Source organism: Humiphilus diazotrophicus (assembly GCF_059726315.1).
Genome location: NZ_AP040870.1, coordinates 2,876,726 through 2,901,762 on the forward strand (window position 1 = coordinate 2,876,726; position 25,037 = coordinate 2,901,762).

Annotated in this window: 17 protein-coding genes; 8 read left to right on the plus strand and 9 right to left on the minus strand. The window is 51.2% G+C overall.

What is annotated here, in order from left to right; translation table 11 throughout:
* The first annotated feature begins 273 nt into the window (after window positions 1–273).
* Window positions 274–978 carry a UMP kinase gene (gene pyrH / locus AC6I7T_RS12505; RefSeq protein ID WP_497793784.1) on the plus strand — a complete coding sequence of 235 codons (705 nt, stop codon included), beginning with the start codon at window positions 274–276 and terminating at the stop codon, window positions 976–978.
* Window positions 942–2,108 (plus strand): acyltransferase family protein, encoded by a 1,167-nt coding sequence (locus AC6I7T_RS12510; protein WP_497793785.1) that lies wholly within the window; start codon window positions 942–944, stop codon window positions 2,106–2,108. The genes pyrH and AC6I7T_RS12510 overlap by 37 nt, the downstream gene beginning before the upstream one ends.
* Before the next feature lie 441 nt (window positions 2,109–2,549).
* Here AC6I7T_RS12510 and AC6I7T_RS12515 read toward each other — a convergent pair whose 3' ends face one another.
* From AC6I7T_RS12515 to acpS, 6 genes are all read right to left on the minus strand, one after another.
* Window positions 2,550–3,761, minus strand: a complete 1,212-nt coding sequence (locus AC6I7T_RS12515) for a lactonase family protein (RefSeq protein ID WP_497793786.1) — start codon at window positions 3,759–3,761, stop codon at window positions 2,550–2,552.
* A 287-nt stretch (window positions 3,762–4,048) separates the two neighbouring features.
* Window positions 4,049–5,377 carry a lactonase family protein gene (locus tag AC6I7T_RS12520; RefSeq protein WP_497793787.1) on the minus strand — a complete coding sequence of 443 codons (1,329 nt, stop codon included), beginning with the start codon at window positions 5,375–5,377 and terminating at the stop codon, window positions 4,049–4,051.
* A 327-nt stretch (window positions 5,378–5,704) separates the two neighbouring features.
* Window positions 5,705–7,018, minus strand: coding sequence for a beta-propeller fold lactonase family protein (locus AC6I7T_RS12525; RefSeq protein ID WP_497793788.1), 1,314 nt, complete (start codon window positions 7,016–7,018; stop codon window positions 5,705–5,707).
* Between the two features lie 388 nt (window positions 7,019–7,406).
* Complete coding sequence (locus tag AC6I7T_RS12530; protein WP_497793789.1) at window positions 7,407–9,506, minus strand: M13 family metallopeptidase; 2,100 nt, start codon at window positions 9,504–9,506, stop codon at window positions 7,407–7,409.
* Window positions 9,507–9,719: 213 nt separating this feature from the next.
* On the minus strand, window positions 9,720–10,796 hold the full coding sequence (locus AC6I7T_RS12535; protein WP_497793790.1) for an MlaD family protein: 1,077 nt from the start codon (window positions 10,794–10,796) through the stop codon (window positions 9,720–9,722).
* A 155-nt stretch (window positions 10,797–10,951) separates the two neighbouring features.
* Complete coding sequence (gene acpS, locus AC6I7T_RS12540; protein ID WP_497793791.1) at window positions 10,952–11,329, minus strand: holo-ACP synthase; 378 nt, start codon at window positions 11,327–11,329, stop codon at window positions 10,952–10,954.
* A gap of 256 nt (window positions 11,330–11,585) precedes the next feature.
* Here acpS and AC6I7T_RS12545 point away from each other — a divergent pair, with 256 nt between their 5' ends.
* On the plus strand, window positions 11,586–11,942 hold the full coding sequence (locus AC6I7T_RS12545; protein WP_497793792.1) for a hypothetical protein: 357 nt from the start codon (window positions 11,586–11,588) through the stop codon (window positions 11,940–11,942).
* Window positions 11,943–11,977: 35 nt separating this feature from the next.
* Here AC6I7T_RS12545 and recG read toward each other — a convergent pair whose 3' ends face one another.
* Window positions 11,978–14,227, minus strand: coding sequence for an ATP-dependent DNA helicase RecG (gene recG, locus AC6I7T_RS12550; RefSeq protein WP_497793793.1), 2,250 nt, complete (start codon window positions 14,225–14,227; stop codon window positions 11,978–11,980).
* 190 nt (window positions 14,228–14,417) lie between these two features.
* Here recG and AC6I7T_RS12555 point away from each other — a divergent pair, with 190 nt between their 5' ends.
* The 5 genes from AC6I7T_RS12555 (at window position 14,418) to polA (ending at window position 21,311) form a co-directional block, all read left to right on the plus strand.
* Complete coding sequence (locus AC6I7T_RS12555) at window positions 14,418–15,320, plus strand: ABC transporter ATP-binding protein (protein ID WP_497793794.1); 903 nt, start codon at window positions 14,418–14,420, stop codon at window positions 15,318–15,320.
* Window positions 15,313–16,557 carry an ABC transporter permease gene (locus AC6I7T_RS12560; protein ID WP_497793795.1) on the plus strand — a complete coding sequence of 415 codons (1,245 nt, stop codon included), beginning with the start codon at window positions 15,313–15,315 and terminating at the stop codon, window positions 16,555–16,557. The genes AC6I7T_RS12555 and AC6I7T_RS12560 overlap by 8 nt, the downstream gene beginning before the upstream one ends.
* Before the next feature lie 132 nt (window positions 16,558–16,689).
* Window positions 16,690–17,385 carry a lysophospholipid acyltransferase family protein gene (locus tag AC6I7T_RS12565; protein ID WP_497793796.1) on the plus strand — a complete coding sequence of 232 codons (696 nt, stop codon included), beginning with the start codon at window positions 16,690–16,692 and terminating at the stop codon, window positions 17,383–17,385.
* Window positions 17,386–17,388: 3 nt separating this feature from the next.
* On the plus strand, window positions 17,389–18,441 hold the full coding sequence (gene queA, locus AC6I7T_RS12570) for a tRNA preQ1(34) S-adenosylmethionine ribosyltransferase-isomerase QueA (RefSeq protein ID WP_497793797.1): 1,053 nt from the start codon (window positions 17,389–17,391) through the stop codon (window positions 18,439–18,441).
* Between the two features lie 104 nt (window positions 18,442–18,545).
* Window positions 18,546–21,311 carry a DNA polymerase I gene (polA, locus tag AC6I7T_RS12575; RefSeq protein ID WP_497793798.1) on the plus strand — a complete coding sequence of 922 codons (2,766 nt, stop codon included), beginning with the start codon at window positions 18,546–18,548 and terminating at the stop codon, window positions 21,309–21,311.
* A 125-nt stretch (window positions 21,312–21,436) separates the two neighbouring features.
* Here the strand turns inward: polA and AC6I7T_RS12580 are convergent, their stop codons facing one another.
* Both AC6I7T_RS12580 and AC6I7T_RS12585 read right to left on the minus strand, forming a co-directional pair.
* The gene (locus AC6I7T_RS12580; RefSeq protein ID WP_497793799.1) at window positions 21,437–23,272 is read right to left on the minus strand and encodes a tetratricopeptide repeat protein; all 1,836 of its coding nucleotides are present in this window, start codon (window positions 23,270–23,272) and stop codon (window positions 21,437–21,439) included.
* 201 nt (window positions 23,273–23,473) lie between these two features.
* On the minus strand, window positions 23,474–25,003 hold the full coding sequence (locus AC6I7T_RS12585) for a tetratricopeptide repeat protein (protein ID WP_497793800.1): 1,530 nt from the start codon (window positions 25,001–25,003) through the stop codon (window positions 23,474–23,476).
* Between the last annotated feature and the right edge of the window lie 34 nt (window positions 25,004–25,037).

A 25,037-nucleotide genomic window follows, 5' to 3' on the forward strand; every position in this document is an offset into this window, starting at 1 on the left:
GCAATCTTCCCGATTTACGCATCGATTGCCAGTCGACCTAAGCCACTAGAGGAATCAATGGCAAGCAAAGCCTGCGCAGCAGACGTAATTCAATCATTCCTAAGGTGATAGAAGAAGCGACAACATCTCTTCTTTCCACCCCCTGGCTTTCTGGAATTAGTTCTGGTTAGAAATTGGATAACGCAATAGTACATGACGTCTCTTGCAATGTGTATTCATTTATAACCTCAGGATGTTCCGCCCAAAACCTAAATCTGCGATACTCAATTAGAAATGTACAAGCGGATTGTCCTTAAGTTGTCCGGCGAAGCACTGGCTGCGGGAAGAGGTTTCGGTGTCGATTCCCCGCGGATTACAGAAATCACCTCGGAAATCAGAGAGATCCACGCTATGGGAGTGGAAGTTGCCATCGTTGTTGGTGGCGGTAACTTCTTCCGCGGTGTCGCCGAACAGGCGAAGAACATGGATCGTGTCTCAGCCGACAACATGGGCATGTTGGCCACTGTTATCAATGCCTTAGCTCTCCAAGATGCTCTGGAGAAGCAAGGGGTGCAGTGTCGCGTAATGTCTGCCATTGAAATGAACCAGGTCGCCGAGCCGTATATCCGGCGGCGTGCCGTTCGTCACCTCGAAAAAGGCCGTGTCGTCATTTTTGCCGCAGGTATTGGAAATCCCTTCTTTTCAACGGACACGGCAGCCTCTTTGCGCGCCATGGAGATCAAGGCCGACGTTTTGTTGAAGGCCACCAAGGTAGAGGGCATCTATGATGCCGATCCTGTCCTCCAAAAAGATGCGGTGAAATTTGATCAGATTACCTACATGGAGATCCTGCGGCTGGGGTTAAAAGTGATGGACGCCACTGCGGTGAGCCTGTGCAAAGACAACAATCTCCCTATGATCATCTTCAGCATGAATCAGCCGGGCAATATTCGCCGAGTCGTGTGTGGCGAAAAGGTCGGCTCATTGGTGACAGCCTGAGCGCCGCAGTTGCAACCCTTCCTGAAGTGCAGTCCGTAGTAATAAAAAAGCCAGCCAAGCTGGAGGCATTAACGGGCTTACGGTGCTTTGCGGCCGTAAACCTGCTGTTCTTTCACTTCTCCAACCCACAGTGGTTCGGCTGGTTCAATCCGGTTGTCAATGCTGGATTCATCTCCGTAAGCTACTTCATCCTGCTCTCGGGCTTTGTTCTCGCCTATAACTATGCCGAGCGCGGACAACGAGGAGAGGTCAATCCCCGCCGCTTCTGGAAAGCGCGCTTTACGCGTCTCTATCCCGTCTACATTCTCAGCCTGATTCTCAGCTGGGAGATGATTCCGGTGGAGTACAAGGCACATTCTTCCCTGATGTTTTGGGCAGGCCTTGTCCTTACTCCCCTACTCCTGCAGGGATGGATTCCTGAGCTAACGACATTCCTGAATACTCCGGCCTGGACAATGTCTGCCGAAGCATTCTTTTACGCGATGTTCCCCTGGCTGGCACGTTGGACGCCGCCTAAAAAAACGCGTCGAATCCTCGCCATTATGACGGGGCTATGGTTCCTGGGAATGCTCGCTCCGGCTCTTTACACGATTTATCTGCCGGATGGTGATCCTCATCCTGGCCGCTACACCGGCGGCTTCTGGATGCGCACGCTGAAATTCACTCCGTTACCGCATCTGGCCTCATTCCTTTTTGGAGTAGTGCTGGCAGAGCTTGACCGCCGTATTCCACGCCAAGCACGTCTTCGCCTGGCATTGGGAACGCTTGGATTTGTCGGGCTCTATTGCGTCATGGCATACAGAGAACATCTTCCCTATGCCATGCTGCACGACGGATTGCTGATGCCGCTCTTCGCAGTGTTGATCCTCGGTCTTGCGGGTGAAAATCTGCTGTCGAAGATTGTTGGATTCCGGCTCTTCGTGATTGTCGGTGAATCCAGCTATTGCCTCTACCTGCTGCACTTCAACATGTGGACGATTCTGCACAAATCACACCTGTTGGAAATGACAGGACTCATTCGTTGGGATCCTTGGGCCTCCTATTTCCTCATCATCGGGATGGCTATCGCAACTCTTCGCCTGATTGAGCGCCCGATGCAAAAGAGACTTCGTACCCTGCTTCAGGGATAGCAAAGACCTAAAGCACAAATTTGAGATTGATATAGGGGAGAGCTGTTATTGCTCTCCCCTATCCTCATATTGCCTTCTATCAGCTTCGGGAAGGCATGAACCATTGGGCATGACTTCAATCACGATAGATAACTCGATAATCGCAAATAGAGCAAAACCAGCGTAGGTGCATCCCGAACCACAATTCCCTACGCGGGTTTTCCATCAAGAAAACCTGCACATCGCCGAATTGGGATAGGACATAGTAACGCTGCTTTTGCTCTAGGCGAGGCCCAGCTTAAGGCTGTGTTGACAGGATATCCATTACACTCCGGCGCTCGCACCGAAGATTCCTGGTACTTGGTCTTGGTCTTGGTCTTGGTCTTGGCGCGAGCGGATCTAAACGCAAAACGGCTCGCCATAATGGCGAGCCGTTTTGCGTTTACGTACTGTCGATTAGCTCTAGCGGCCAGTATCCACATTTTGTGTAGCGTGGTTGCCATGAGCAATAGCAACGCCGCAGACAGGTCCTGAAGCAGCTTGAACAACTCCGCCTTGATTACCTGTCAATGCGCCGGTGTTCGGATCCAACTTGTAGCCCGAAATGGTACCAGACAGGAAGTTAGTCGCATAAACATACCGGGACAATGCCGGTTCAATAAAGACACAAGTCGGTTCACTCTCGGTTTGGGCGGCTTTCAGACCACCCGCGAGAGAGGTCAGATTGCCTTTTACGTTATCAATCTGGAAGCCGCTCAATGTTGAGTCACTGAAGTTTGTGACATACATATATTTATTTCGTGAATCGATTGTGAGGCTGATCGGCTGATTGCCCGTCCGGAAAGGACTATTCGGCATTACAACCAATTGAGTAGCCGAAGATTGAACGGTGTACCCAATAATCTGATTCTGCTTGTAGTCGGTCACATAAACAAAATCGCTCGTCAGGTCGCTGATGACTGCACTAGGCTGGACTCCAGCGCTGTAAATACCTGCGCCCAACGATGAGGTGCCCATGGGTGATAAGGCGCCGCCTGTACCAACGATGAAAGCATGCAGAGTGCCGGCAGTACCGTCATTCTTCTCAGCGACAAAAACGGCATTATTCGTAGCCAGTACATTCACCGCAACAGGATTTGCTCCAACGGCATAGAACTTCGCAGTCCCGTTGCTTAATGGTGTACCCAACGAACCATCGGAGCTCACTGGATAGACAATCAGCGCGCCGCCGGTGCCAGGATTGGTGCTGCTAAAGCCGGGCTGATAGGTATCCGCCACGTACAGATATGTTCCTGCAGCATTGATGGTCAAGGAAACGGGGCTTCCCCCAGGAGTGTTGTAGCTATTGGCCAGAGAGAGCTGACCGGTGGTACCGATCGTGTACTGCGCCACTGTATTGTCGCTGCAAGCAACGTAGAGATTCTTACTATCCGGAGAAACGACCTGCGACACCGGATTCGTACACTTCATCGTGATTGGCGATCCAGACAGCGGGTGCAAAACGCCAGACTGGCTATCAACCTGGTAGATGTTGATCTGTCCAGGTGTGTTTTTCGAACTGATGACATAGGCATAGTCGATCGTTCGAGCAGTACTGCAAGCCGTAATGCCAGCTGCCAGACCAAGAGATACAACAGAGGCCAGGATGATCTGGCCGAATTTCCGGAACTTCATGCGCTTCCTTCATCCTGGGACCACAGGGAGTGACCGCAGGGCTGCACTCGCAGCAGAGCTGTATCGGGAATGTGCTCCCGCTTGAATTGTAAAAGCTTGAGCCAGTTTCGGCTATAGCCATCCCCATTTGCGTCGATCAGAGCAGCGCCTCAAAACCGGCCATTCTCAACCAGAACCGTCCTGGCTCTGCTCTTAACTCGCGTTGCGAAACCGAGAAAGGCCCGCCATCAGGCAGGCCTTTCTCCAAGAAACCAACTTTAACCTGCAAACTAGTTTCTAACCAACAACTAGTCTGTAGAAAGTGCAGTCTTTCCATGGGCAACAGCTACTCCGCAGGTCGGCTGCGAAGCTGCCTGGAAAGGTGATTTTTCCACTAGCACTACGGACCCAGAAGTAGCGTTCAGCTGGAAGGCTGTAACAGTGTTGCTATAGAAATCCGTGGTGTAAACGTACCGTCCAGTACGCGGCTCAACGAATACGCACGTTGGCTGCGCTCCGGTAGTTGCTACGGTAGAAGCACCGGAAATCGCGGTGAGTACACCGTTGGAACCAATGGTGTATCCATTCAACGAACCATCCGTATAGTTTGCTGCGTACAGGAATTTATTCCTTGGCTCAATCGTCAGCGAAATCGGATTATTTCCTGTCGATATCGGATTGGGGCTTGTCGTCGATGTTGAAGCTATGAACGTCAATCCAGCGGACTGGATGCTGTAAGCCCGAATTTTATTCGACGAGTAATCACTCAAATATAAGTAATTTCCACTCGCGTCCCGAACGACAGAGCTTGGCTGAACGCCCGCAGCATAAATACCCGCGCCCGCGTCAGTCCCTAAGGTCGTATCTCCAGCTCCTAGAGCAGTCAGCGCACCTGTTGCGCTGGAGGTAAAGGCATAGATTGCTCCTGCCGTTCCACTCTTTGTCAAAGTGGCAACAAAAACCTTTCTCTGATTTTGACTGTCATCAGGCGAAACAGAAATCAGCGTCGAGGTGGGAGCGGTATTGGGTGCTGCGCCCGTGGAAGCAACAATGGTATTCAAGACAGTAGGAATCGTACCAACCGGCCAGTATTGAGTTGACTGATTCGCAATAGGAGAGGCCAAGGCGCCGACATCGCTACCTGGGAAGCTTTTCTTATTGCTGTCCGTGACTATTGGATAAACGACCAACGCACCCTGACCCGGTGATGCATCACTATAACCAGGCTGATAAGTGTCAAGGACGTACAGGAAGTCTCCATTGGCGCTAATCCCAAGAGATATTGGATAGGAGCCAGGGGTATTGTAGCTATGCTGGGGATAGATTTTGCCGTCTGTACCGATGCCGTACTCTTGAATGACATTGTCATCCCGGTAGGCCACATAAAGGAATCTACTGTCCGGAGACACGACCAGAGCCACCGGGTTACGGTACCTCATCGTGTACGGCGATACTGACAACTTCTTAAGAGTGCCAGAATTGATATCGGACTTATACACGTTGATCTGACCAGGATCGTTCTTCGAGCTTGTGACGTAAACGAAATCGCCTGTTTGCACCACACAGGCCGTAAGGCCAGCCATACCGACAGATACAACTGAGGCCAGCAAAATCTGGCCAAATTTCCGGAACTTCATGCGCTTCCTTCATCCTGCAGCCACAGAGAGTGACTGTAGAGCTGCATTTGCAGCAGAGCTGTGTCGGGAATACCTTCCCGCTTGAATTGTAAAAGCTTGAGCCTGTTTCAGCTAGCGTTGCTCACAATCACCTGAAATTCTGAAGGGAAACCTGCTTTTGCCGTCCTCCGGTTAGAGCAAGGATCGAGAACCTAGCTGGAATTCAATCTGGTTTAAGCCAAAACCGGCGTCTCGTTAAGAGACGCCGGTTCTGCATCGTACTTCAAGACCTCGATTCGCAACGGAAGCAAACAACCGGATCTCCCTGTGCAAATTGAGGTTCCGTTATCACTGAGTCCGGTTCGTCATCACACCCCAAATTGGCTGATTCACCGTCTTGTAGGTGGCAGCAGCTCTGGTGGGTTCCTTCAGGGTGTATTTCGCCGTGTCGACCAGCTTCAGATTGATGGTATTCGCATTGAAGTTGATCGAATAGAGGTATTGATCCGAGGGATCCTCAACAAGACAACGTGGGCTAGCTTCGGAAGTAAAGGGCGATTGCGGCATAACCGTCAATTGGCCTGCACCCTGGCCACTTGCAACTGAGATCTGGTAACCGGTTATGTAGCCGGCTCCATTCACAGTGCTCGGATCAGCTGCATCACCAGCGTTAGCTACGAATACAGCTTGATTGTTCTTTTCCGTAAGCAGGAAGGACGGGTTATTTACGGTTCCGCTCTGCTGTAACGGACTTCCTGAAACAGAAGCAAGTGCCCCGTTGGTGCCTTGGGTATAGCTGAAGATCTGGCTCTTTGTGAAATAGCCAGTAGTTGTGTCAGCGGCCCCGCGATCAAGAATGTAAATATAGGAGGAACCGGAGCCGATTGCATTGCTGCTGCTGTATCCAGCAATAATCCTGTTGATGTGCACTGCCGCAACGCTCTGAATGCCCGTAGAAGTAGTGGTGACCTGTCCGCTGGAAGCGGTATAGGCGGTTACCGTCTGCTGATTATCTCCATTATCGGAAGTGATGTAGAGAGTCGAACCAACCAGCGCCATGTCCGTTGCGTTTGCAGTAACCGGGAAGTAGGTAAGATTGGCTCCATTCCCTGGATTGATCAGCTGCTGATTCACTACTGTGGTCAGACGTCCTGTGTTGCCATCAATCTTGAATACCGTGATTTCGCTGCACTGTCCGCTCGCATTTGTGTTCGGGCAGAAAGCAGCAGAAGGAGCAATTTTATCCAACACATAGAGATAAGCACCGCTGCTATCCACAGCCATACGCAACGGAGTCGTTCCCTGAGAGGGAAACAGACCATTTTGCTGCGTTAGAATTCCTGTTCCACCAATAATGAAGCTTGTAACGCCGGCGCCGCTTGTGCCGTCCGTTCCCTGATGAAGCACATACAGAAACTTACCCGCAGGTAAGATCACGTTCTGAATCGGTTTTGAGCCACCAGTTCCAATAGGCATATTGGCGATGGACTTTAGGCGCCCTTTATTGTTATCCACTTTGTAGCCAGCGATCTGGTTGTACTGCTGGCCAATTACATAAAAGTAGGCCACAGTGAAGCTGCTGGTGCACGAGGTAAGACCTAGGACCATGCCGGCAGATACTACAGCGGCCAGCATAGCTTGGCCGAATTTCCTGAACTTCATGCGCTTCCTTCATCTCCCCCAGCAAGATGCTGGATTGAGGGCTGCTCATCGCAGCAAAACTGGGTTGGGAATTACTCCCGCTTGAATTGTAAAAGCTTGAGCCATTTTGGGCTAGAGCAAGGCACCCGCCAACTGCACTAAAACAGGTTCGCCAGCCTGTTTCCTGTGGGAAAACAGCTTTCTAGAGCAATTCCAGCGCAACCGCACTCTGGACTCCACGAAAGCTCACGCCGCTTTCCGCCAAAGGAAGCGACACTTCACCGATTGATCTAAACCTCTCTTTTGACCTTAGCAGAACCCGAAAACAAACCAGAGGCCGATCCCGGACAAAGAAAAGCCCGGTTATTCTTAACTATAACCGGGCCGAAGATGAACCGAAAATGATGCACTACCAGACCCTGCAGATCTTCTCCGGATACATGGGGTCTCCCTTCTTGCATCCGAAGGCCTTTCCAAACTCCTCGAAGTTCTGTACGGTCCCATTCACTCTCCAGCGGCCAGGAGAGTGTGGATCGGTTAAAGCTGACTGCCGTGCAGACTGATCGGTGCGGTTTTCACACCAGATCTGTCCGAAGGAGAGGAAAAATCTCTGCGATTCGGTATAGCCGTCGATTTTGGTATCGAGGCTCTTGCTCTGCTCCGCCAGTGTTTCTTGTAGAGCAAGAAAAGCGATTCGAATGCCACCATTGTCCGCGGTATTTTCACCCAGAGTGAGCTTGCCATTGAGTTTTTGCGCAGGGAGAGTTCCAACTGCAGGCGCAGCCTCGAAATCCGAATACTCCTTCACTTCACAGTCTGTCCGCTCGACAAAAGCCTTCCGATCGTCCGCTGTTTGCCATTCGCGCAGATTGCCGTGACCGTCATATTTGCTGCCCTGGTCATCAAAACCATGCGTCATCTCATGACCGATGACTACTCCGATCCCGCCGAAGTTCACGGCCGGATCCGTAGAGTTATCGAAGAACGGAGGCTGCAAGATGCCAGCCGGGAAGTTGATATCGTTCATGCTCGGGCTGTAGTAAGCATTCACCGTGGGAGGCGTCATGCTCCACTCTTTTTCATTAACAGGTTTTCCCAGCTTGTTCAGGTTGTAATTGCGCTGAAAGACGTTGCTTCTGCCTACATTTCCCACCAGATCGCCAGCACTCACAGTCAGCTTCGAATAGTCGCGCCAATGCTCGGGATATCCAATTTTGTTGCGGATGAGCTTCAGTTTTTCGTCAGCTGCTTTCTTGGTTGCTTCGCTCATCCATGGAAGAGTCTGAATGTCTTCTCCGAGTGCCTTCTCCAGAGCCAGAACAAGCTTATCCATGCTGGCCTTAGCCTCGGGCGGGAAGTTCTTCTTCACCCAATCCTGTCCGACAGCCTCTCCTAAAGCACCATCTGTAAGCACGGTGCACCGTCTCCACCGAGGGGTAGGTTCCTTTTGCCCAGATAAAACCTTGCCGAAGAAATTGAAGTCTTCGTTGTCGAAGTTGCTGGAAAGATAGGAAGCGTACCCGGTAAGAACATGCCAACGGAAATAGCTCTTCCACGCGGACAGGCTTTCGGAATTGATCTCAGCGTTCAAAGCCTTGAAAAAATCGGGCGTAGCCACATTCAGCGTTTCAAATTTACCGATGGGTACTGTCTGCAAATACTGGGGCCATTGAAAATCGGGCGAAAGCTGCTGCAATTCCACGAGCGTCATGATGTGGTAACGGGCTTCCGGGTTACGAAGAACCACTCGGCTGGTCTGCCCCTGTGCTAAAGCGGTTTCAATCTTTAGAACTGCTTCCGCTTCGGCAACTGCCTGCTCTGCCGAGTCTCCCGCCAGCCCGAACATCTTCTTCATGTGCTCGAGATATTGTTGACGAATCGTCTGAAAGCGTTGGCTGTTTTCGATGTAGTAGTCACGATCGGGTAGAGTCAATCCGGCCTGTCCCGTCCCGGCTATCTGTTTTGAAGAGTCTTTTTCATCCTGTTGGACAGAAAAGCGAAACAGGCTAAATGGAGCACCTTCCGCCTGCAGACTTCCAACCAGCGAAGCGATCTGTTTCTTGTCGGTGAGTGCTGCAATCTTCTCCAGCTGGGGCTGAATCGGCTTGATGCCCTTCTGATCCGCCAACGAGGTGTTCATACAAGCTGCATAAAAATCGCCGTATTTTGCTTCAAGCTTGGAGCGTTTTGCTCCCGGCCTTGCAGCCTCTTCAAGCTGCTGATAGAGCAAGGTGCGATTCCTTTCAGCCAGCAGGGAAAAAGAACGCGCCCAACGCGCCTGATCATTGGGAACCGGATTGGTTTTTCTCCAATTCGAGCAGGCGTATTCATAGAAGTCCTTGCAGGGATCAACCGACTTGTCGATGGCAGAGAGGTCCAGGCTTGGAATTGTTTTAGGCTCGGCAGGACGCGAAGAAGACTGATCGACGGCGGCAAATGGCGCCGAGTTCTGAGCAATTGCAGCACCGGCACAGAACAAGAGAACCAGTACAGGGCGAAAAGGTCGCATTAGCACTCCTCAAAGAAGCAGTTGCAAGGAAAGGGCCGGTTAAGATCGTGGACCAATCCTTTTCAGAATTATGAGCTACGGGAAACGCTATCAGGTTGACGAAAGGAAACCTAACATGGACGCAAGGAGAGTGTGGTTTGGAAGGGAAAAGGCAGATTCACTGCTACGAAAGCCTGCGAAGCACTTCAGCTCTCCGCAGGCCATGAGCTTGGTTCAAAAGATCTTGACGTGGAAGGTCAGATACTTCTTTGGATTTTCCCGAATCCCTGTGATGAGATTTCTTGTCTCGACCAGCATCTGATCGCTGTTGTTATAGAGAGAAGGATTCTGAACCAACTGGCCAAGAGTCCCCTTCCCTTCATCCACATTTTTCAGAATAGAATCCAGGCGAGTGACGGTTTCATCCAGCTTCCGGGCGAATTCCGGATCCTTGGCAAGCTTCCCCAAACCGCCTTTGCCCGCATTGATATCGGCCAGCAGCTGATTCGCATTGGCTACGCTGGAGTTCAGATTTTTATAGAGACTGTCGTCCTTCAGCAGCTTGCCTGCCGTACCCTTTCCTTGATCCAACTCATCGGTAATGTGCTGCAGTTTTCCGATTGTCTGATTGGCACGCTCATAGAGTGTGTCATCGTTGACCAATTTCCCAATGGAACCCTGGCCACTGCTGATCTTTTGGGTAACCTTGTTCAACTCGGTCAGAGTTGAAACCAGCTTGGTATACAGCTCGGGATTGTTGATCAACTGTCCAATCGATCCCTTCCCGCTGCTGATGGAGTCCACCAGAGTATTGAGTTTTCCCAGGATCGTATTCATCTGCTCGATAGTTCCCTGGCTGGACTTGATCACATCGTTAAGGTTGGGACTCTCCGTGGTTTTCAATTCGGAGTTATCGAGCAACGGACCACCCTTAGCGGTTTCGCTGTTGATATCAACGACGGTATCGCCCAGAACTCCGATAGTCTCCAGGCTGGCCTTCGAGTCGGAATGCAAGGCTGACAAGTATTTCTTGCTCACCTTCATCGTCACTTCGACCGGAGTTGGATTCCGCTCAGGCACGATCCGGATGGATTTGACATTACCGATCGTGACACCTTCCAGATTCACTGGAGCGCCCAACTTCAACCCTGCTGAGTTCTCGAAATACGAGCGAATCGTCAAATTACGCTGGAATATCCCTCCAGTCGACCCTGACATCAGGAAGATGAGGGCGGTCAGAGCCATAATGGCAATAATGACTAGAACTCCGACTTTCAGCTGGGACCACTGGACTTCTTGCTGACTTGGCACGGGCCTCCCCTGAAAAGTAGCTCCCACACACGCTACTAGGCCAAAGATATCAAAATCGATATAGGGTTAATCGAAAAAACCACTTCCGATCAAAAAGGATTACCCCTTGTTCTCTCAAGGAGTTAGATGAATCCAGCTCTTCGTCCGTTGCAAATTCAATCCTCTAAAGAGACGGAAGCCATAGCCAGAGCAGCTGTGTGCGTTAAAGACAACGAAGTGTGTCGAACCCGCAACTGTTTGGCCATTTCACTAGCCCGGCCGTGAAATACCAAAATGGGTCTCTGTCCTGGTTGACGGAGAACCTCTATTTCCAGCCAGGAAACGCCGCGGCTGATACCGGTTCCCAGGGCCTTAGCGCCAGCTTCTTTGGCGGCAAATCTGGCAGCAAAACTTTGAGCAGATGTTTTCCTGGCCGAGCAGTACGCAATCTCTGCCGAAGTATAAATCCGCTTTAGAAAGCGGTTCCCAAATCGCTCGATTGAGGCCGCAATCCTTTCAATTTCAATGAGATCAATCCCAGTACCAACCAACATAAAAAGCCCCTCTCACAATATCGAAAAAACTCTACTTTAGGCCGAAACTGCCGATAAAAGGGTTGTAGACAGGTCGTAAAAATCAGTTTCTTTGTTACCAATAAATTCCCACATCGTCTAAACGTCCGAGTTTGAATCAAATCTACGATGTATCCCGGGACACTATTAAACAAAGTTATTCTTTTTCCGATGTTGTCTTTGTAGAGATACCGGCAGAAGAGGACCGAAATTAAAGATCATGGAGAGCACTATCACTATGCCCTGGGCCCTGCAAATGAAAGCTACAAGCGCAGAACAGCCAGCACGCCTGATACGCTTCCTTTCCGGAGCAATTTTAGGCTCTGGAGGCTGGGTGTTAAGCCGCGGGACAAATGATTCAGGAATCGTACAGCTGCTTTTTGAATTCGAACGCGCAGCATGTGTGGAAATCTACGGCGTATTGATCGCCGCCGGGTTAGAGCTGAGCCACAGTTCTCATCTGCAAATCACTTCTCTTTGCCAGTGCACTCGCAACCAAAAGCAGTGTGGCACAGAGATTGCCAGCGTACAGCTGGAAATCCGGACGCTGCCAATAGAAGAACCCGCTGTCGCGCAAGGACCCGAGGCTGTTTAGCATCTAGGTATTCACGCCCCCCGAAGACTAGAAAGCTAACCAGCCTCAACCAACCCATAGCGGCGCTGCCAAGACTCTCTCAAATGCGTCCACACTTCGCTATATTCCTCATCTGAAATCTCACGATCTTGCCTCTCCACAAACCGGGCGGCCTCTTGCTTGGCCAATTCCAATAACTTTTGGTCGCGAAGCAGATTGGCAACGTGAAAATCCGGCAATCCAGCTTGACGAGTACCAAAAAACTCACCGGGACCACGCATAACCAAATCCATCTCTGCCAGTTCAAATCCATTCTGCGTACGAACCATGGCATCCAGCCGCTCTTCTGCTTGAGGAGAAACGCGACCGCCGGTCATCAAAATGCAATAGCTCTTCGCGGCACCGCGGCCAACACGGCCCCGTAACTGGTGCATCTGCGCCAATCCGAAGCGTTCGGCATGCTCAATCACCATCACGGTAGCGTTCGGAACATCTACTCCAACCTCGATCACCGTGGTAGAAATCAGTACATCGATCTCTCCACGCTGGAAGCGGCGCATGATGATCTCTTTTTCATCTGCATCAAGACGTCCATGCAACAAGCCCACACGAAGGCCTTCAAGATCCCCTTGCCGCAGCTGTTCATACATTGAAATAGCCGATTTCAAGGAAGGCTTACTGCTATTCCCGTTTTCCTCCTGAAACAGCTCTTTTGTTTTCTTACGGCGGGAGACCTTTTTCTTTGCTTCAGGATCTGTCTCTTCCACTTCACTGGAAGCAAAATCCAACTCCGGCTGGTCGTCCTTTGAGCCTTCGATTACCGGATATACAACGTAGGCCTGATGTCCTGACGCAACTTGTTTTCTGACAAAATCCCACACCTCTGACGCCCGTTCATCCGGCACTCGCCTGGTCACGATTGGAGTCCTTCCCGGCGGCAGTTCGTCCAATACGCTCGCATCCAGATCTCCATACATGGAGAGAGCCAGAGTTCTCGGAATGGGGGTCGCTGTCATAACCAACACATCGGGTTCTGCCGCGTTGGGCTTTTTCATCAGCCGGAAGCGCTGCATAACTCCGAAACGATGCTGCTCATCGACGACAACCAGCCCCAAATTCGCAAACTCGACCTTTTCCTCGATTAAGGCATGCGTTCCGATGACAATGTGCGACTCGCCCCGATAAATGTTCCCTCGCGCCGTGCGCTTGCGATCCTCATCCAAGGAACCGGTTAGCAATGTGATTTTGTAGTGCTTCTCGGAGCGTTCCAGCAGCTTTCTGGCGGCCAGGTAATGTTGGGTAGCCAGAATCTCAGTGGGAGCCATCAGCGCGGCCTGGTAGCCATTTTCGATGGCTACCAACATGGCCTGCAGGGCCACAATAGTTTTTCCCGATCCCACATCCCCCTGCAGCAAACGGCGCATAGGATGAACTTGACGCATATCGGCAACAATTTCAGCCAGAGCACGTTTTTGAGCCGCAGTCGGATGGAAGGGGAGAATCTGCCGTAATGCCTTGCGGACATTGTCGCCAGTAACAAAAGCAATGCCGGTACGCTCACGAAGCTTACGTCGCTTCAGTTCCAGCCCCAGTTCAAGAAAGAAAAGCTCCTCAAAGATCAATCTGCGATGGGCGGGTGTCGACGAGGACTGTAGCTGCGTAAACGGAGTACCGGCTTCAGGGAAATGTACCTGATTAAGAGCTACTTCACGAGAAGGCATTCCAAGGCGTTTGAGAAATGGCTTTGGCAGTGCATCGGAGATATTCCCACGTAAAGCGCCAAGCACTTCATAGATGATTCTTCGTTGCCAGCGCGAAGTAAGTTTGCTGCCAAGCGACTCATAAACCGGAGTAATGCGCCCAAACTCCAAGGTGCGTGTTTGCTCGTCATCCTGATCGTTCGGCAAGATCTCAAATTGCGGCTGAAGCATCTGCAAACCGCGTCCGGTGCGAGCTTCCACCTTTCCATAGAGAGCCAACATCTGTCCCGGCTTGAACTTATCCTGCAGATACGCGCCGTGAAACCAAATACACTTCAGGCTGTGGGTTCCCATACCCACGGTCATTTCGAAAATAGGCATACGCCGGGTACGCAACAGGGCTGATCCGCGTACCTCGGCAATTACGCTCGCTATCTCACCGGCTTTCAACTCATGGATAGCTCGAGGGTTCAGTCTGTCCTCGTAGCGAAAAGGGAGATGGTACAAGAGATCTTCTGCCGTAAAGACCCCTTTAGCCTCAATCGTCTCGGCAAGGCGTGGGCCGACTCCACGAATAAACTGAATTGGAGTATCAAGTGCTAGCACAAGAGCGATGCTATCAGCAGAAGCTCCAGCTTTGTTCGAGCAATTCCCACAGCGCCCGGAGACGTCCCGGCCATATAGGCCCAAATTCTCGAGAGATTACACGATATCGGAGCAGTCGAAGAGGCTGTGGCCAAATGCAGCAGACCGTCTTTGCTACACTGCTGCCACCTAACTTTCAAAGGATCTGCGCGTGACTGTCGTTGCACTAGACAAAGTATCGAAGTTCTACCAGCAGAAAATCGCAGTTCAGGATCTAAGCCTGGAGATTCCATCCGGAGCCATGTTTGGGTTATTGGGTCCCAATGGCGCCGGAAAGACCTCCTCTATTCGCATGATGATAGGAATCACCATGCCAGACCGCGGATCGGTACGGCTCTTTGACAAGCCCTTCGAAAGAGCGAGCTTGCAGCGTGTCGGCTATCTTCCCGAAGAACGTGGTCTCTACAAAAAGATGAAAGTGATGGACCAGCTCGTTTTCATGGGCCAACTTCACGGTCTGGATGCACAAACCGCAACCAAACGAGCTGACGTATGGTGTCGCAAACTCGAAATCGCAGACGTTGTCCAAAAGAAAACGGAAGAGCTGTCCAAAGGAATGCAGCAGAAAATTCAGTTTATTGCGGCACTCCTGCATGACCCGGACCTGATCATCATGGATGAGCCCTTCTCCGGCCTTGACCCGGTAAATGCGACGCTGCTGCAGGACTCGCTTTTGGAGCTCAAAGATGCAGGCAAGGCAATCTTGTTCTCTACACACCGCATGGACCAGGTGGAGAAGCTTTGCGATTCAATCTGCCTGATCGACGGAGGAAAAGCCGTTCTTTCCGGGAAGGTACGCGAAATCAAACAACAGTATCCGCGCGATCACGTAATTTTTGAATTTGAAGGCGACTCCTCCTTTCTCGCAAGCCACGATGTCGCCGAAGCCAAGGTCTACAGTGGACATGCCGAAGTCCGTCTGAAAGATGGAGCGGACCCGCAGCGGCTCCTGGCAGAGGCCATGCAGAAAGCCCGCATCTTCCGCTTCGAATTAATGGAACCGTCATTGGAAGAAATCTTTATCCAAACCGTCGGAGGAAAAGCCGATGCATGATGCACTACTGATCGCAAAACGCGAATATCTGGAGCAGGTCAAAGGCAAAGCGTTCAAGGTATCGACTGTCCTCATTCCTCTTCTGTTCGGAGTCTTTATAGCCATCATCTTTTTGGCGGGCAAGAATTCCGGCACGGGGAAACATCTGGTCATTGCGAGCAGCAATTTTCAACTCGCCAGCGAAGTCCGCAATCGACTCCAAACCGACAAAGATGCGCAGACAAAAGTAGAAGTCTTTTCTCCTGCCGAAGCATCGGATCGGGATGTTCTGGTCAAGAGAATCGAGGCAAAGCAGCTCGATGGGTTTCTATGGATCGAGGAACAATCTGATGGCAAGCTGAAGGCTACCTACGAGTCACATACCTCAGGAGACTTTGTCACCACTGCGCGACTGGAAAGCGCGTTGGGCAAGTCAATCATGCAGGAGAGGCTCAGCGCCAAGGGATTGACTCCAGCTGAAATCGCTACCCTCACGAAAAATGTAACTATCGATACCCAGCAGATTAAGAATGGCAAAGCAACGCACAGCGATGCGATGAGTTCCTTCATGACGGCATACGTCATGGCTTTTCTGCTGACCTTTACCTGCGTCATGTATGGCATGAACGTCGGAAGATCCGTTATCCAGGAAAAGACATCGCGAGTCTTTGAGGTCATGCTGGCATCGGTGAAACCTAGAGATCTACTGGCCGGCAAGCTTATAGGAGTGGGAGCCGTTGGCCTTACCCAACTGGGGATCTGGATTCTCGCTGCCGCACTCTTTTCCTCAAGTACACTGGCGGCGCATATTCTTACAGGCAATTTGCAGCTTCATGTTTCGGCTCTCGAAATCGTTCTGTTCTGCCTTTATTTCATTCTTGGATATCTGCTCTACAGTTCACTTTTTGCAGGCCTGGCTGCAACAGTAGAATCGGAACAGGAATTTCAGCAATACACTCCCCTGGCAGCACTTCCAGTCTGGTTGAGCTTTGGACTGATCACCTATATCGTGAGCGATCCAAACTCTATCTGGTCGGTACTCATATCGATGTTTCCGCCCTGTGCTCCCATCACCATGTTTCTGCGAATGGCCTCTCAATTTCCGCCCCTATGGCAAATTGGCCTTTCGATTCTGCTCATGATTCTGGCCATTATGGTGGTTCTATGGTTCTCCTCAAGAATCTACCGAATCGGCATTCTGATGTACGGCAAGCGTGCCACGATCCCGGAGATGCTGCGCTGGCTCCGGTATAGCTAAAACAGCTGTTTTTCAATACATACAAAGACAGCATCCAGGGGCAGGTTCCTTTTTGAGATTTCATCGGGAACCTGCCCCCTTCTCTTTTTCAAAGGACCCAAAGGAAGCGGGTTTCGCTCTAAAATTGCTGAAGTGTCCAAAACAGCTCAACCACAGACACGCTTCAGTTTGGGGCAGCGGATCGCCATTGCCATTGTGCCCAGACTGGTAGCCCTATTCTTGCGGATCGTCGGACTGACACTGCGATTCGAAGTAATCGCGGAGCAAGGCGCTATTCCGGCGACGCCTCCTCCACAAGGAATCTTCTGCTTTTGGCATCAGTGCACGTTGCCCTGTACCTACTATTTCCGCAAGTACCCGGTTGTCATCATCATCAGCCGGAGTTTCGACGGAGAGCTGATTACCCGGACTCTGGGCCGTTTTGGATATAAAGCCGTTCGCGGATCCAGCTCCAGGGGCGGTGCCGATGCAATACTTCAGCTCAAAAATCACTTAAGCGAAGGACTGGCTGCCATCTTTACCGCAGATGGCCCGCGCGGACCGATTTACAAGTCCAAAATGGGCCCTGTAAAGCTGGCCCAGATGACAGGCGAACCAATTGGCTCTTTCTACCTGCTGCCGGAGCGAAGATGGACGATAAATTCATGGGATCGCTTTTTCGTTCCAAAGCCATTTTCCCGAGTCATTGTCAGCTGGTCGCGCGCTGTACTGGTGCCTCCATCTGCCGATGAGTCGTTACTGGAAGAAAAGCGTCAGGAACTGGACGCTGCACTGGAACGAGCCAGAATGAATGCCGAGCGGCATGTTGGTAAACAAAGAAGAGGATAACTTTTGCTGGTTTCCGATTTTGATTTTGAGCTTCCGGAAGAACTCATTGCTCAAGAACCCCCTCAAGAGCGAAGCGGTGCACGAATGCTGGTGGTCAATCGAGCCTCCGGCGCCTGGGAAGACAGCGTATTTCAGCAATTCCCTGAACTTTTACAACCAGGAGATCTCCTGGTACTGAATAACAGCCGAGTCATCCCAGCTCGTCTCTTCGCAAACAGAAGAGGCGTAACCGCCCGGCAGGAACCTACCGGACGAATCGAGGTGCTGCTCACCGAACAAACGGGAGAATGGGAGTGGCATGCCTTAGTGCGTCCAGGCAAGAAGGTCGAAGTAGGAGAGCATCTGCTCTTTGACGGCGTACTGGAGGCCGAAGTCACCGAACGCAAAGATTTTGGAGAAAGGACACTGCGCTTTTCTCCAGTTCCAGACTTCTTCTCAGCTCTTGAGACACTCGGCCATATTCCGCTTCCGCCCTACATCCATCGCTCCGATATCGACACGGACCGGGAGCGCTATCAGACCGTCTACGCTCAAGAGCGCGGCTCTGTGGCAGCACCCACCGCGGGGCTGCACTTTACGCCCGAGATTCTCGATCGGCTTAAGGCTAAGGGCGTCCAGATCGCCTATGTCACGCTTCATGTTGGCCTGGGAACCTTTGCCCCGCTCCGTGTGGACACAGTGGAAGAGGTTCAGCTGCATACGGAACGCTATAGCCTTTCGGAAGAAACAGCTACAGCCATCAATTCAGCCGTAAAGGACGGCAGACGGATCGTTGCCGCCGGTACGACAACAGTTCGCACCCTGGAACACTGCGCCAGAATTGCAGAGGGAACACCAATCGAACCACATAACGGGGCAACGAACATCTTCATTTCACCCGGACACGAATTTCGACTGGTTCAAGGGCTGCTCACCAACTTTCACCTCCCAAAATCCAGCCTGCTCATGCTGGTAAGCGCTTTTGCCGGCCGTGAAAAGACCCTGGAAGCATACGGGCATGCCGTAACTGAAAAATACCGCTTCTTCAGCTATGGCGATTGCATGTTCATTAGCTAAGATTTTCAGGTTCCGGTATAGATCAGGGACCAATGCCCTCTAAATGGTGCGATTCCGAGCCGTTCTGAAGTAGATTCGTTCCAGACTTGGTAGACTCGTCAACGATGTCTGACGAGTCTACAAAAAAACCTCCTATCTTTCTTCTGGACACAATGTCGTTCATCTTTCGCGCGTACCACGCGATGCAACGGCAGAGACCGATGTCCACCCGCAACGGGGTGCCCACAGCGGCAACATACGTTTTCGTGAACATGATCAACAAGCTTCGGCGAGACTTTAAGCCGGAGTATTTTGCTGCGATCTTCGACCTCAGCACCCCTGTTTTCCGCGATGAACGAGCCAAAGAGATCACGACTCTGCGGAAATGGAATGCCAAGACCAAGAGCTATGAGGAAGTTGACTACCTGGGCTACAAGGCGAACCGCTCAGAGACGCCAGTAGATCTGCTTCAACAGCTTCCATACATTCGTCGTGCACTGGAGGCTTTTCGTATTCCCATGCTGGAAGCCGAAGGTTTTGAGGCCGACGATGTCATAGGAACGCTTTCCACGAAAGCCGCAGAGCTCGGGCATGAAGTCATGATCGTCTCCAGTGACAAAGACATGATGCAATTGGTCAATGATCGGGTAAAGATCCTCAATCCGATGAAAGACAACCTGATCCTGGATAGTGCCAAGGTAGAAGAGACTCTCGGAGTACCACCGGAACGCGTTATCGACATCATGGCCCTGCGCGGAGATTCCATCGACAACATCCCTGGAGCCCCAGGAATTGGCGACAAGGGCAGCGTTGAGCTAATCCTGCAATTCGGAACACTTGAGAACACACTTGACCATGCGGAAGAAGTGAAACGGAAGACCTACCGCGAATCACTTCAGCAGAATCGCGAAACCATTCTGCTCAGTAAAGAGCTGGTCACCATTCACTGCGAAGTTCCGATCGAGCTGGATCTAAAGGCAATGAAAACGCAGGAGCCTGAATCCTCTGCTTGCCGCCAGCTTTTCTCTGAACTGGAATTCACATCGATGCTGAAGGATCTCGCCCCGGAACCGCCGGCATTTGAAACAGAATTGCTACTTTCTCCTACCGCTGAACAGATCGAAGCTTTTTTCAAAGAGGCTAGAGCCAATGGTTTCGCTCTTAGTCTTCCTACTCATCTGCTGGAAGGGGTAGCTGAACAATCGAGTGAAGGGGAAGCAGAAGCGGCCGAAGAGCAGGCCCCGTTTCTCAAGACAATGTCGCTTCTGGACATCGCTGAAGCTGCGGATAAAGCCAACACAAAAGTTGAATTTCGCCTGGCAGTGGCAGCCGAGCCTTGTAGTTCCTTGCTTCTCTCCCTTGAGGAAAACGACGCAATCCGGAGTCTGCTGGAAGACGAGAAGATTCCCAAGGCCGTACACGACCTCAAGGGATGCCTCCGTATTCTGCAAAAGCAAGGAATTACGCTTCGCGGCGTGAGAGACGATGTAATGCTTCTCTCCTACCTGATTAACCCGACGCATACGACCCATCGGTTGTCGGACGTTGCCGCTCGCTTTACCTCCCGTCCACTGCAAAAGGATGGCGAGGAAGCATTGCTGGAAAATGCAGCTTGCATTGCACAGCTTGCGCCACAGCTTTGCAAGGATGTCGAATCGTTACAGGCCACCAATGTCTATCGAGACATTGATATGCCCTTGGTACCGGTTCTGCTGGGCATGGAAGAAGCAGGTGTTCGAATCGATATTCCGGTTCTGGAAGAATTCGCCTCACGACTCGCTGTCGAAATGCAGAAAGTTGGCGAAGAGATCTTTTCACTCTCCGGGCACCGCTTCAATATCAATTCGCCACGTCAGCTTGGGGATGTGCTTTTCAACAAGATGGGGTTGGAGAAACCGCTGAAGTACGGAAAGGGCAAAGTTATTTCAACGGCCCAGGACGTACTGGAGGAACTGGCAGAAAAGAGTGAAGTACCGCGCCTGGTTCTTGAATACCGCCAATTAGCAAAGCTCAAATCCAACTACGCAGATTCACTTCCGTTACTTGCCCGAGAGGGAGCCCGCGTTCATACCACCTTCAATCAGGTGGGCACTGCGACCGGACGGCTTTCTTCGACAAATCCAAATCTGCAGAACATTCCGATACGCACGGAATTGGGACGAGAGATTCGTGCGGCATTCATAGCGTCACCAGGACATCTACTGCTTTCTGCAGATTACTCGCAGATCGAGTTACGTTTAATGGCGCACTTCTCAGAGGACCCATTATTAACTCGCGCCTATGCCAACAATGAAGACATTCATACGTTGACCGCCTCTGAGGTCTTCGGAGTTCCAGCCGAATCGATGAGCAAGGAAACGCGCAACCGGGCCAAGGCCGTAAACTTCGGTATTGTCTATGGCATCTCTCCTTTTGGACTGGCCCAGCAATTGGGCATTCCTCAAAATGAAGCACGGCTATACATCGATACCTATTTTGCCCGCTATCAGGGAGTGAAGGCATACATAGAACGGCTGCTCGAAGAAACCAGACGCAATCAATCTGTTCGTACCTTGTTTGGCCGTGTACGCCCGATTCCCGATATCCAGAGCAGGAATCAGAACTTGCGCGGTTTTGCAGAACGAACCGCCGTCAATACTCCGCTGCAAGGAACTGCTGCGGACCTCATCAAGCTAGCCATGATCCGCATCGATCGGCGCCTCAGAGAAGAAAGGCTAAAGTCTCTGATGATCTTGCAGGTACACGACGAACTTCTCTTCGATGTTCCTGAAGAAGAAGCCGATCAGTTACATGAGCTTGTGAAATACGAAATGGAACATGTGATTGAACTGAAGATTCCGCTTGTTGCCGACTGCGGTATAGGCAAGAACTGGCGAGATCTGAAAGAGTAACCTGCTGAATCGGCAACGCCAACCAAGTCCCCCATCCTGAGAAACGCCATAAGCGTGACAAAGGGTGGGGAACCAATAGAGCATTCGGCAGGGAGATTAAGCCGCAGCCTTTTTCTCATCATGCTTTAGGCGATCAGTCCTGCTCCATCAAGCATTTGATGTATCACGTTATCGGCTGGCTCACCCAAAGGATACTGACGCCCTAACAAAGCAATTTTCTGACGGAACTCTTCTGCAACTGCCGAATTCACTTTCTGCATATCCAATAAGGTCTGGATCAGCAGAATACGCGTCTGGATGCAGTGCGGGAGATCGAGACAAAGACGAAGGTTTCCTTCCAAAATTTCCCGCTCTCCGTGAAGCATCATTCGAGATCCATTCTCGCCATGTCCGGAACATTTCACGGCAAGCAGCTGTTCCAACCGCAAGAGATAGGCAGAAAACTCCGCCCCTCGCAACGAGACATATCTGTCATCTGGAGAAACTGTACTTCGCGAATCATAGTTCTGAAGCATCATGCACAGTTTTCGTCCAAGCTCCGGAATTGCACCTTCGGGCCTTCCCTGAGCAAACTCCACACTGGTTTCACTTATTCTTGCCCCATCCGCAATACTTATGAGTGCGAGATACACCCGCCACTTTTCATCGCCGCTTTCTAGGTGCGTCGTTACGCAGAGATCAATTCTGCCCTCTACTCGGCGAGCCAACTCAACCGCCCTGTTATCTTCCCATGCGCTTCCGCTCAACACGAATCCACCCGCACCACTGTCAATCCAGGGCACGAGAGTCTTCGCAGAAGCACCACATATCAACTCGGCCTGCTCGGCCAGGAACAACGGCACAGCGCGACTCATGCGCCCGATAGCATCGGCAAGTTGAAGCTTAATCGTTCCATCTTCCGGACTATTCTGTTTCACCGTAGCCGTCCCACCCAGAAAGGTCACAGCCAACGCACTATCCGTCCGTGAACGAAATAGTGATCTCGCAGCGCTCTCCGGTCTCAGCCAGATCGGCCCATCTAGCTGAAGAACAGTCACCTGGAGTTGTTGAGCATCGACCGCGGGAGTTTTTTCTACGCGCTTACGCGCAATCTCCGTATCCCAAAACTGCAGGGTCTCATTCCAATCAGGTCTCCTCTGGGTATAGAGCTTATTGAGGATTGCTTGTGCAGCATCTAATTCCCCGCGATCAACATGTGCCTTTATCAAGTTATTTCCGATCGAAAGCCCATGTTGTTCCGCGACGAAGCGTGGTTCGGTGAGTTCGATGAGTTCTTGCAACAATCCAGCCTGCCCAAGATTACCGCTCATCTGAAATAAGAAATCGCCGGAAATATCCTCTTCGAAGCAAGACAATCCCTCGCGATATAACGCGATAGCAGATGCAGAATCTCCAGCCTGTAGAGCCTCTTGCGCAAGCCATAGACGCACCCGCCAACTCTGCGGGAGGGCTGCGACGCTCTTCATCGCAGCAGTTCTGCCACCTGCCCCACCACGCTCGAACTCTTTTGCGAGAAACCATCCCAAACCATTCTCCTGGTTAGGATCAGCTTCAATCGCCCGCCAGAGCGTTGCATCTTCCAGTTCTTGATCCTTCTTGCCGCCATACACCTTTGCCAAATTCGTGAGCACCACACCACTCACACCGTACTTCGACAAATAGTTTTGAAACACCAATTCGGCAGCATCCCACTTGGCAAGCTGCATGAGGACAATGCCGTACAGGCATGCTCCTCGCTCCGCATTCGCATCGATTTTGTAGAGATGCTCTGCCGCGCCTTCCACATCTCCAGCCAGTTCGCTGTTAAGCGCATTCAGGATCATGCCGTATAGAGCATCGGGATTCTCCCAATTTTTTGCTAGGTTATGCGGTAACACCTCTGTGCGCCATTGTTCTTTCTCGATGAACAGCTCACGTCCATACTCGTCAAAGACACGAATCAGATTAGGATCTTTCCGCATTTCTTCCAGGATCTGGACGTCCTTGGAGTTTCTTTGGACCTGATCTTTTTCTAAAGGCCTGTTGGCTTTCTCTTGAGAGTTTGATTTGTCGCTCCGCTGGCGATGTCTAAAACGATCTAAAAAGCCCATCGACTCCCCTTAAAGCTTCCAGGTTCCTGGGCCTGGAATGCTCAAAATCTACACTGCTATATGTTTTTCTACTTAGCAGGCTTGATCTTTCTTGACCTGTATCGCCTGTAATAGTTCCGCAAGGATGCGCTGAATAACCGAATCCCACTCTCCCTGAACTTCCTGCCGGAAGAGCTTTGCCGAGGGATACCAGGGACTATCATCCCTGTCAGTCAACCATCTCCACTCGGAAACCTTCGGCAACAAGATCCATACCGGTTTGCCAAGTGCACCTGCCAGATGAGCAACCGCTGTATCGACAGACAAGATCAAGTCCAAATTCGCAATAACCGCCGCTGTATCTGCAAAGTCACCGGACTGAGGCAACATCCCGGCGAAAGGCAAGGGATCCTTCTCTAGCTCCTGAACAGCAGGCCCCCGTTGCAGGGAGTATATGGAGACGCCTTCGATAGCGAACCACGGAGCGAGAGCAGCAAGCGATAAAGAACGCTTCCGATCAGCAGTATTCTTTGGATTTCCAGCCCACACCAGACCGACATGAAGGTCCTGCGATTTCTCTTTCTTTATCCATGCAGGTGCTTCGAGTTGGGCCCGCAGGTATGGAACCTTAGCGGGAATTGTCTCAATATTAGTTCCAAATACCAGGGGCAGGCTCATTAAAGGACAATGCCACTCAAACTCAGGAAGTTTCTCTCCACGGGAGATTAGTTGGGTTATCCCTTCCATCCCCTCGACCAGCCGTCGCAACTCGGGATGAACCTCCAAGATGATTTCCGCACCACGCTCAATCACCATCGGAACATACCGGAGAAATTGGATGGTATCCCCGAAGCCCTGCTCCGCATGCAGGAAAATACGTGCTCCGGAGATATCTTCTCCTCGCCATTGGTGCTGCGCAAAATTACGCTTCGGAGAGGGAAAGTCCTTCCATCTCCAACGCCACTCCATCTCCGCCCATCCTTCGGCGAATCGTCCCTTTCTCAAGAGCAACTGTGCGACACAATTGTGAGCCATGGCAAAATCGGGCCTCAGCTCTATGGCCCGACGATAATACTCTTCTGCCTGATCGATCTGGCCTTGTTCAAACAAGAGAAAACCGAAATTCGCATGTGCCTCTGGATAATCCGGACGCAGGGCAAGCGATTGCTGGAAACACTCTTTTGCTTCCGGATATTTGCCGTCCATACGAAGAGCGTTTCCAAGGTGGTTATAGAAAAAAGGATTCTCGGGACTCAAGGCTATTGCCTTGAGATAGCTCTGAATCGCCGCCGGAATATCCCCCTGCTCCACATAAAGATTGGCAATGTTGTTATGAATATCCGCATTCTTTGGGTTAAGTTGAGCGGCTGCCAGAAGAAAAGTAAGGGCGGTCTTCCAATCCCGAAGAGAGGCAAACAGATTGCCTAAATTGTTATATGCGCTGTATGACTGGGGATCTAGAGCTAAGGCATGCTGATAAGTCTTAGCGGCTTCTTCCAATTCCCCAGATTCCTGAAGACAAGCCCCTAGATTCACATACAGATCGGCATGCTCGGGATTCTTCCGAATGGCTTCACGATAGTGTGCTATATCCCGAGAAAGTTTGTTCTGCTCTTTCATCATTCTCTGTATTTCAAACGAAGGTCAGCCAAAGATA

What these genes read in the sequence shown, in the direction of transcription:
- pyrH (WP_497793784.1), top strand. Translation starts at nt 274, where the DNA reads ATGTACAAGCGGATTGTCCTTAAGTTGTCCGGCGAAGCACTGGCTGCG.
- AC6I7T_RS12515 (WP_497793786.1), bottom strand. Translation starts at nt 3,761, where the DNA reads ATGAAGTTCCGGAAATTCGGCCAGATCATCCTGGCCTCTGTTGTATCT.
- AC6I7T_RS12520 (WP_497793787.1), bottom strand. Translation starts at nt 5,377, where the DNA reads ATGAAGTTCCGGAAATTTGGCCAGATTTTGCTGGCCTCAGTTGTATCT.
- AC6I7T_RS12525 (WP_497793788.1), bottom strand. Translation starts at nt 7,018, where the DNA reads ATGAAGTTCAGGAAATTCGGCCAAGCTATGCTGGCCGCTGTAGTATCT.
- AC6I7T_RS12530 (WP_497793789.1), bottom strand. Translation starts at nt 9,506, where the DNA reads ATGCGACCTTTTCGCCCTGTACTGGTTCTCTTGTTCTGTGCCGGTGCT.
- acpS (WP_497793791.1), bottom strand. Translation starts at nt 11,329, where the DNA reads ATGTTGGTTGGTACTGGGATTGATCTCATTGAAATTGAAAGGATTGCG.
- AC6I7T_RS12545 (WP_497793792.1), top strand. Translation starts at nt 11,586, where the DNA reads ATGCCCTGGGCCCTGCAAATGAAAGCTACAAGCGCAGAACAGCCAGCA.
- AC6I7T_RS12560 (WP_497793795.1), top strand. Translation starts at nt 15,313, where the DNA reads ATGCATGATGCACTACTGATCGCAAAACGCGAATATCTGGAGCAGGTC.
- polA (WP_497793798.1), top strand. Translation starts at nt 18,546, where the DNA reads ATGTCTGACGAGTCTACAAAAAAACCTCCTATCTTTCTTCTGGACACA.
- AC6I7T_RS12580 (WP_497793799.1), bottom strand. Translation starts at nt 23,272, where the DNA reads ATGCGGAAAGATCCTAATCTGATTCGTGTCTTTGACGAGTATGGACGT.
- AC6I7T_RS12585 (WP_497793800.1), bottom strand. Translation starts at nt 25,003, where the DNA reads ATGATGAAAGAGCAGAACAAACTTTCTCGGGATATAGCACACTATCGT.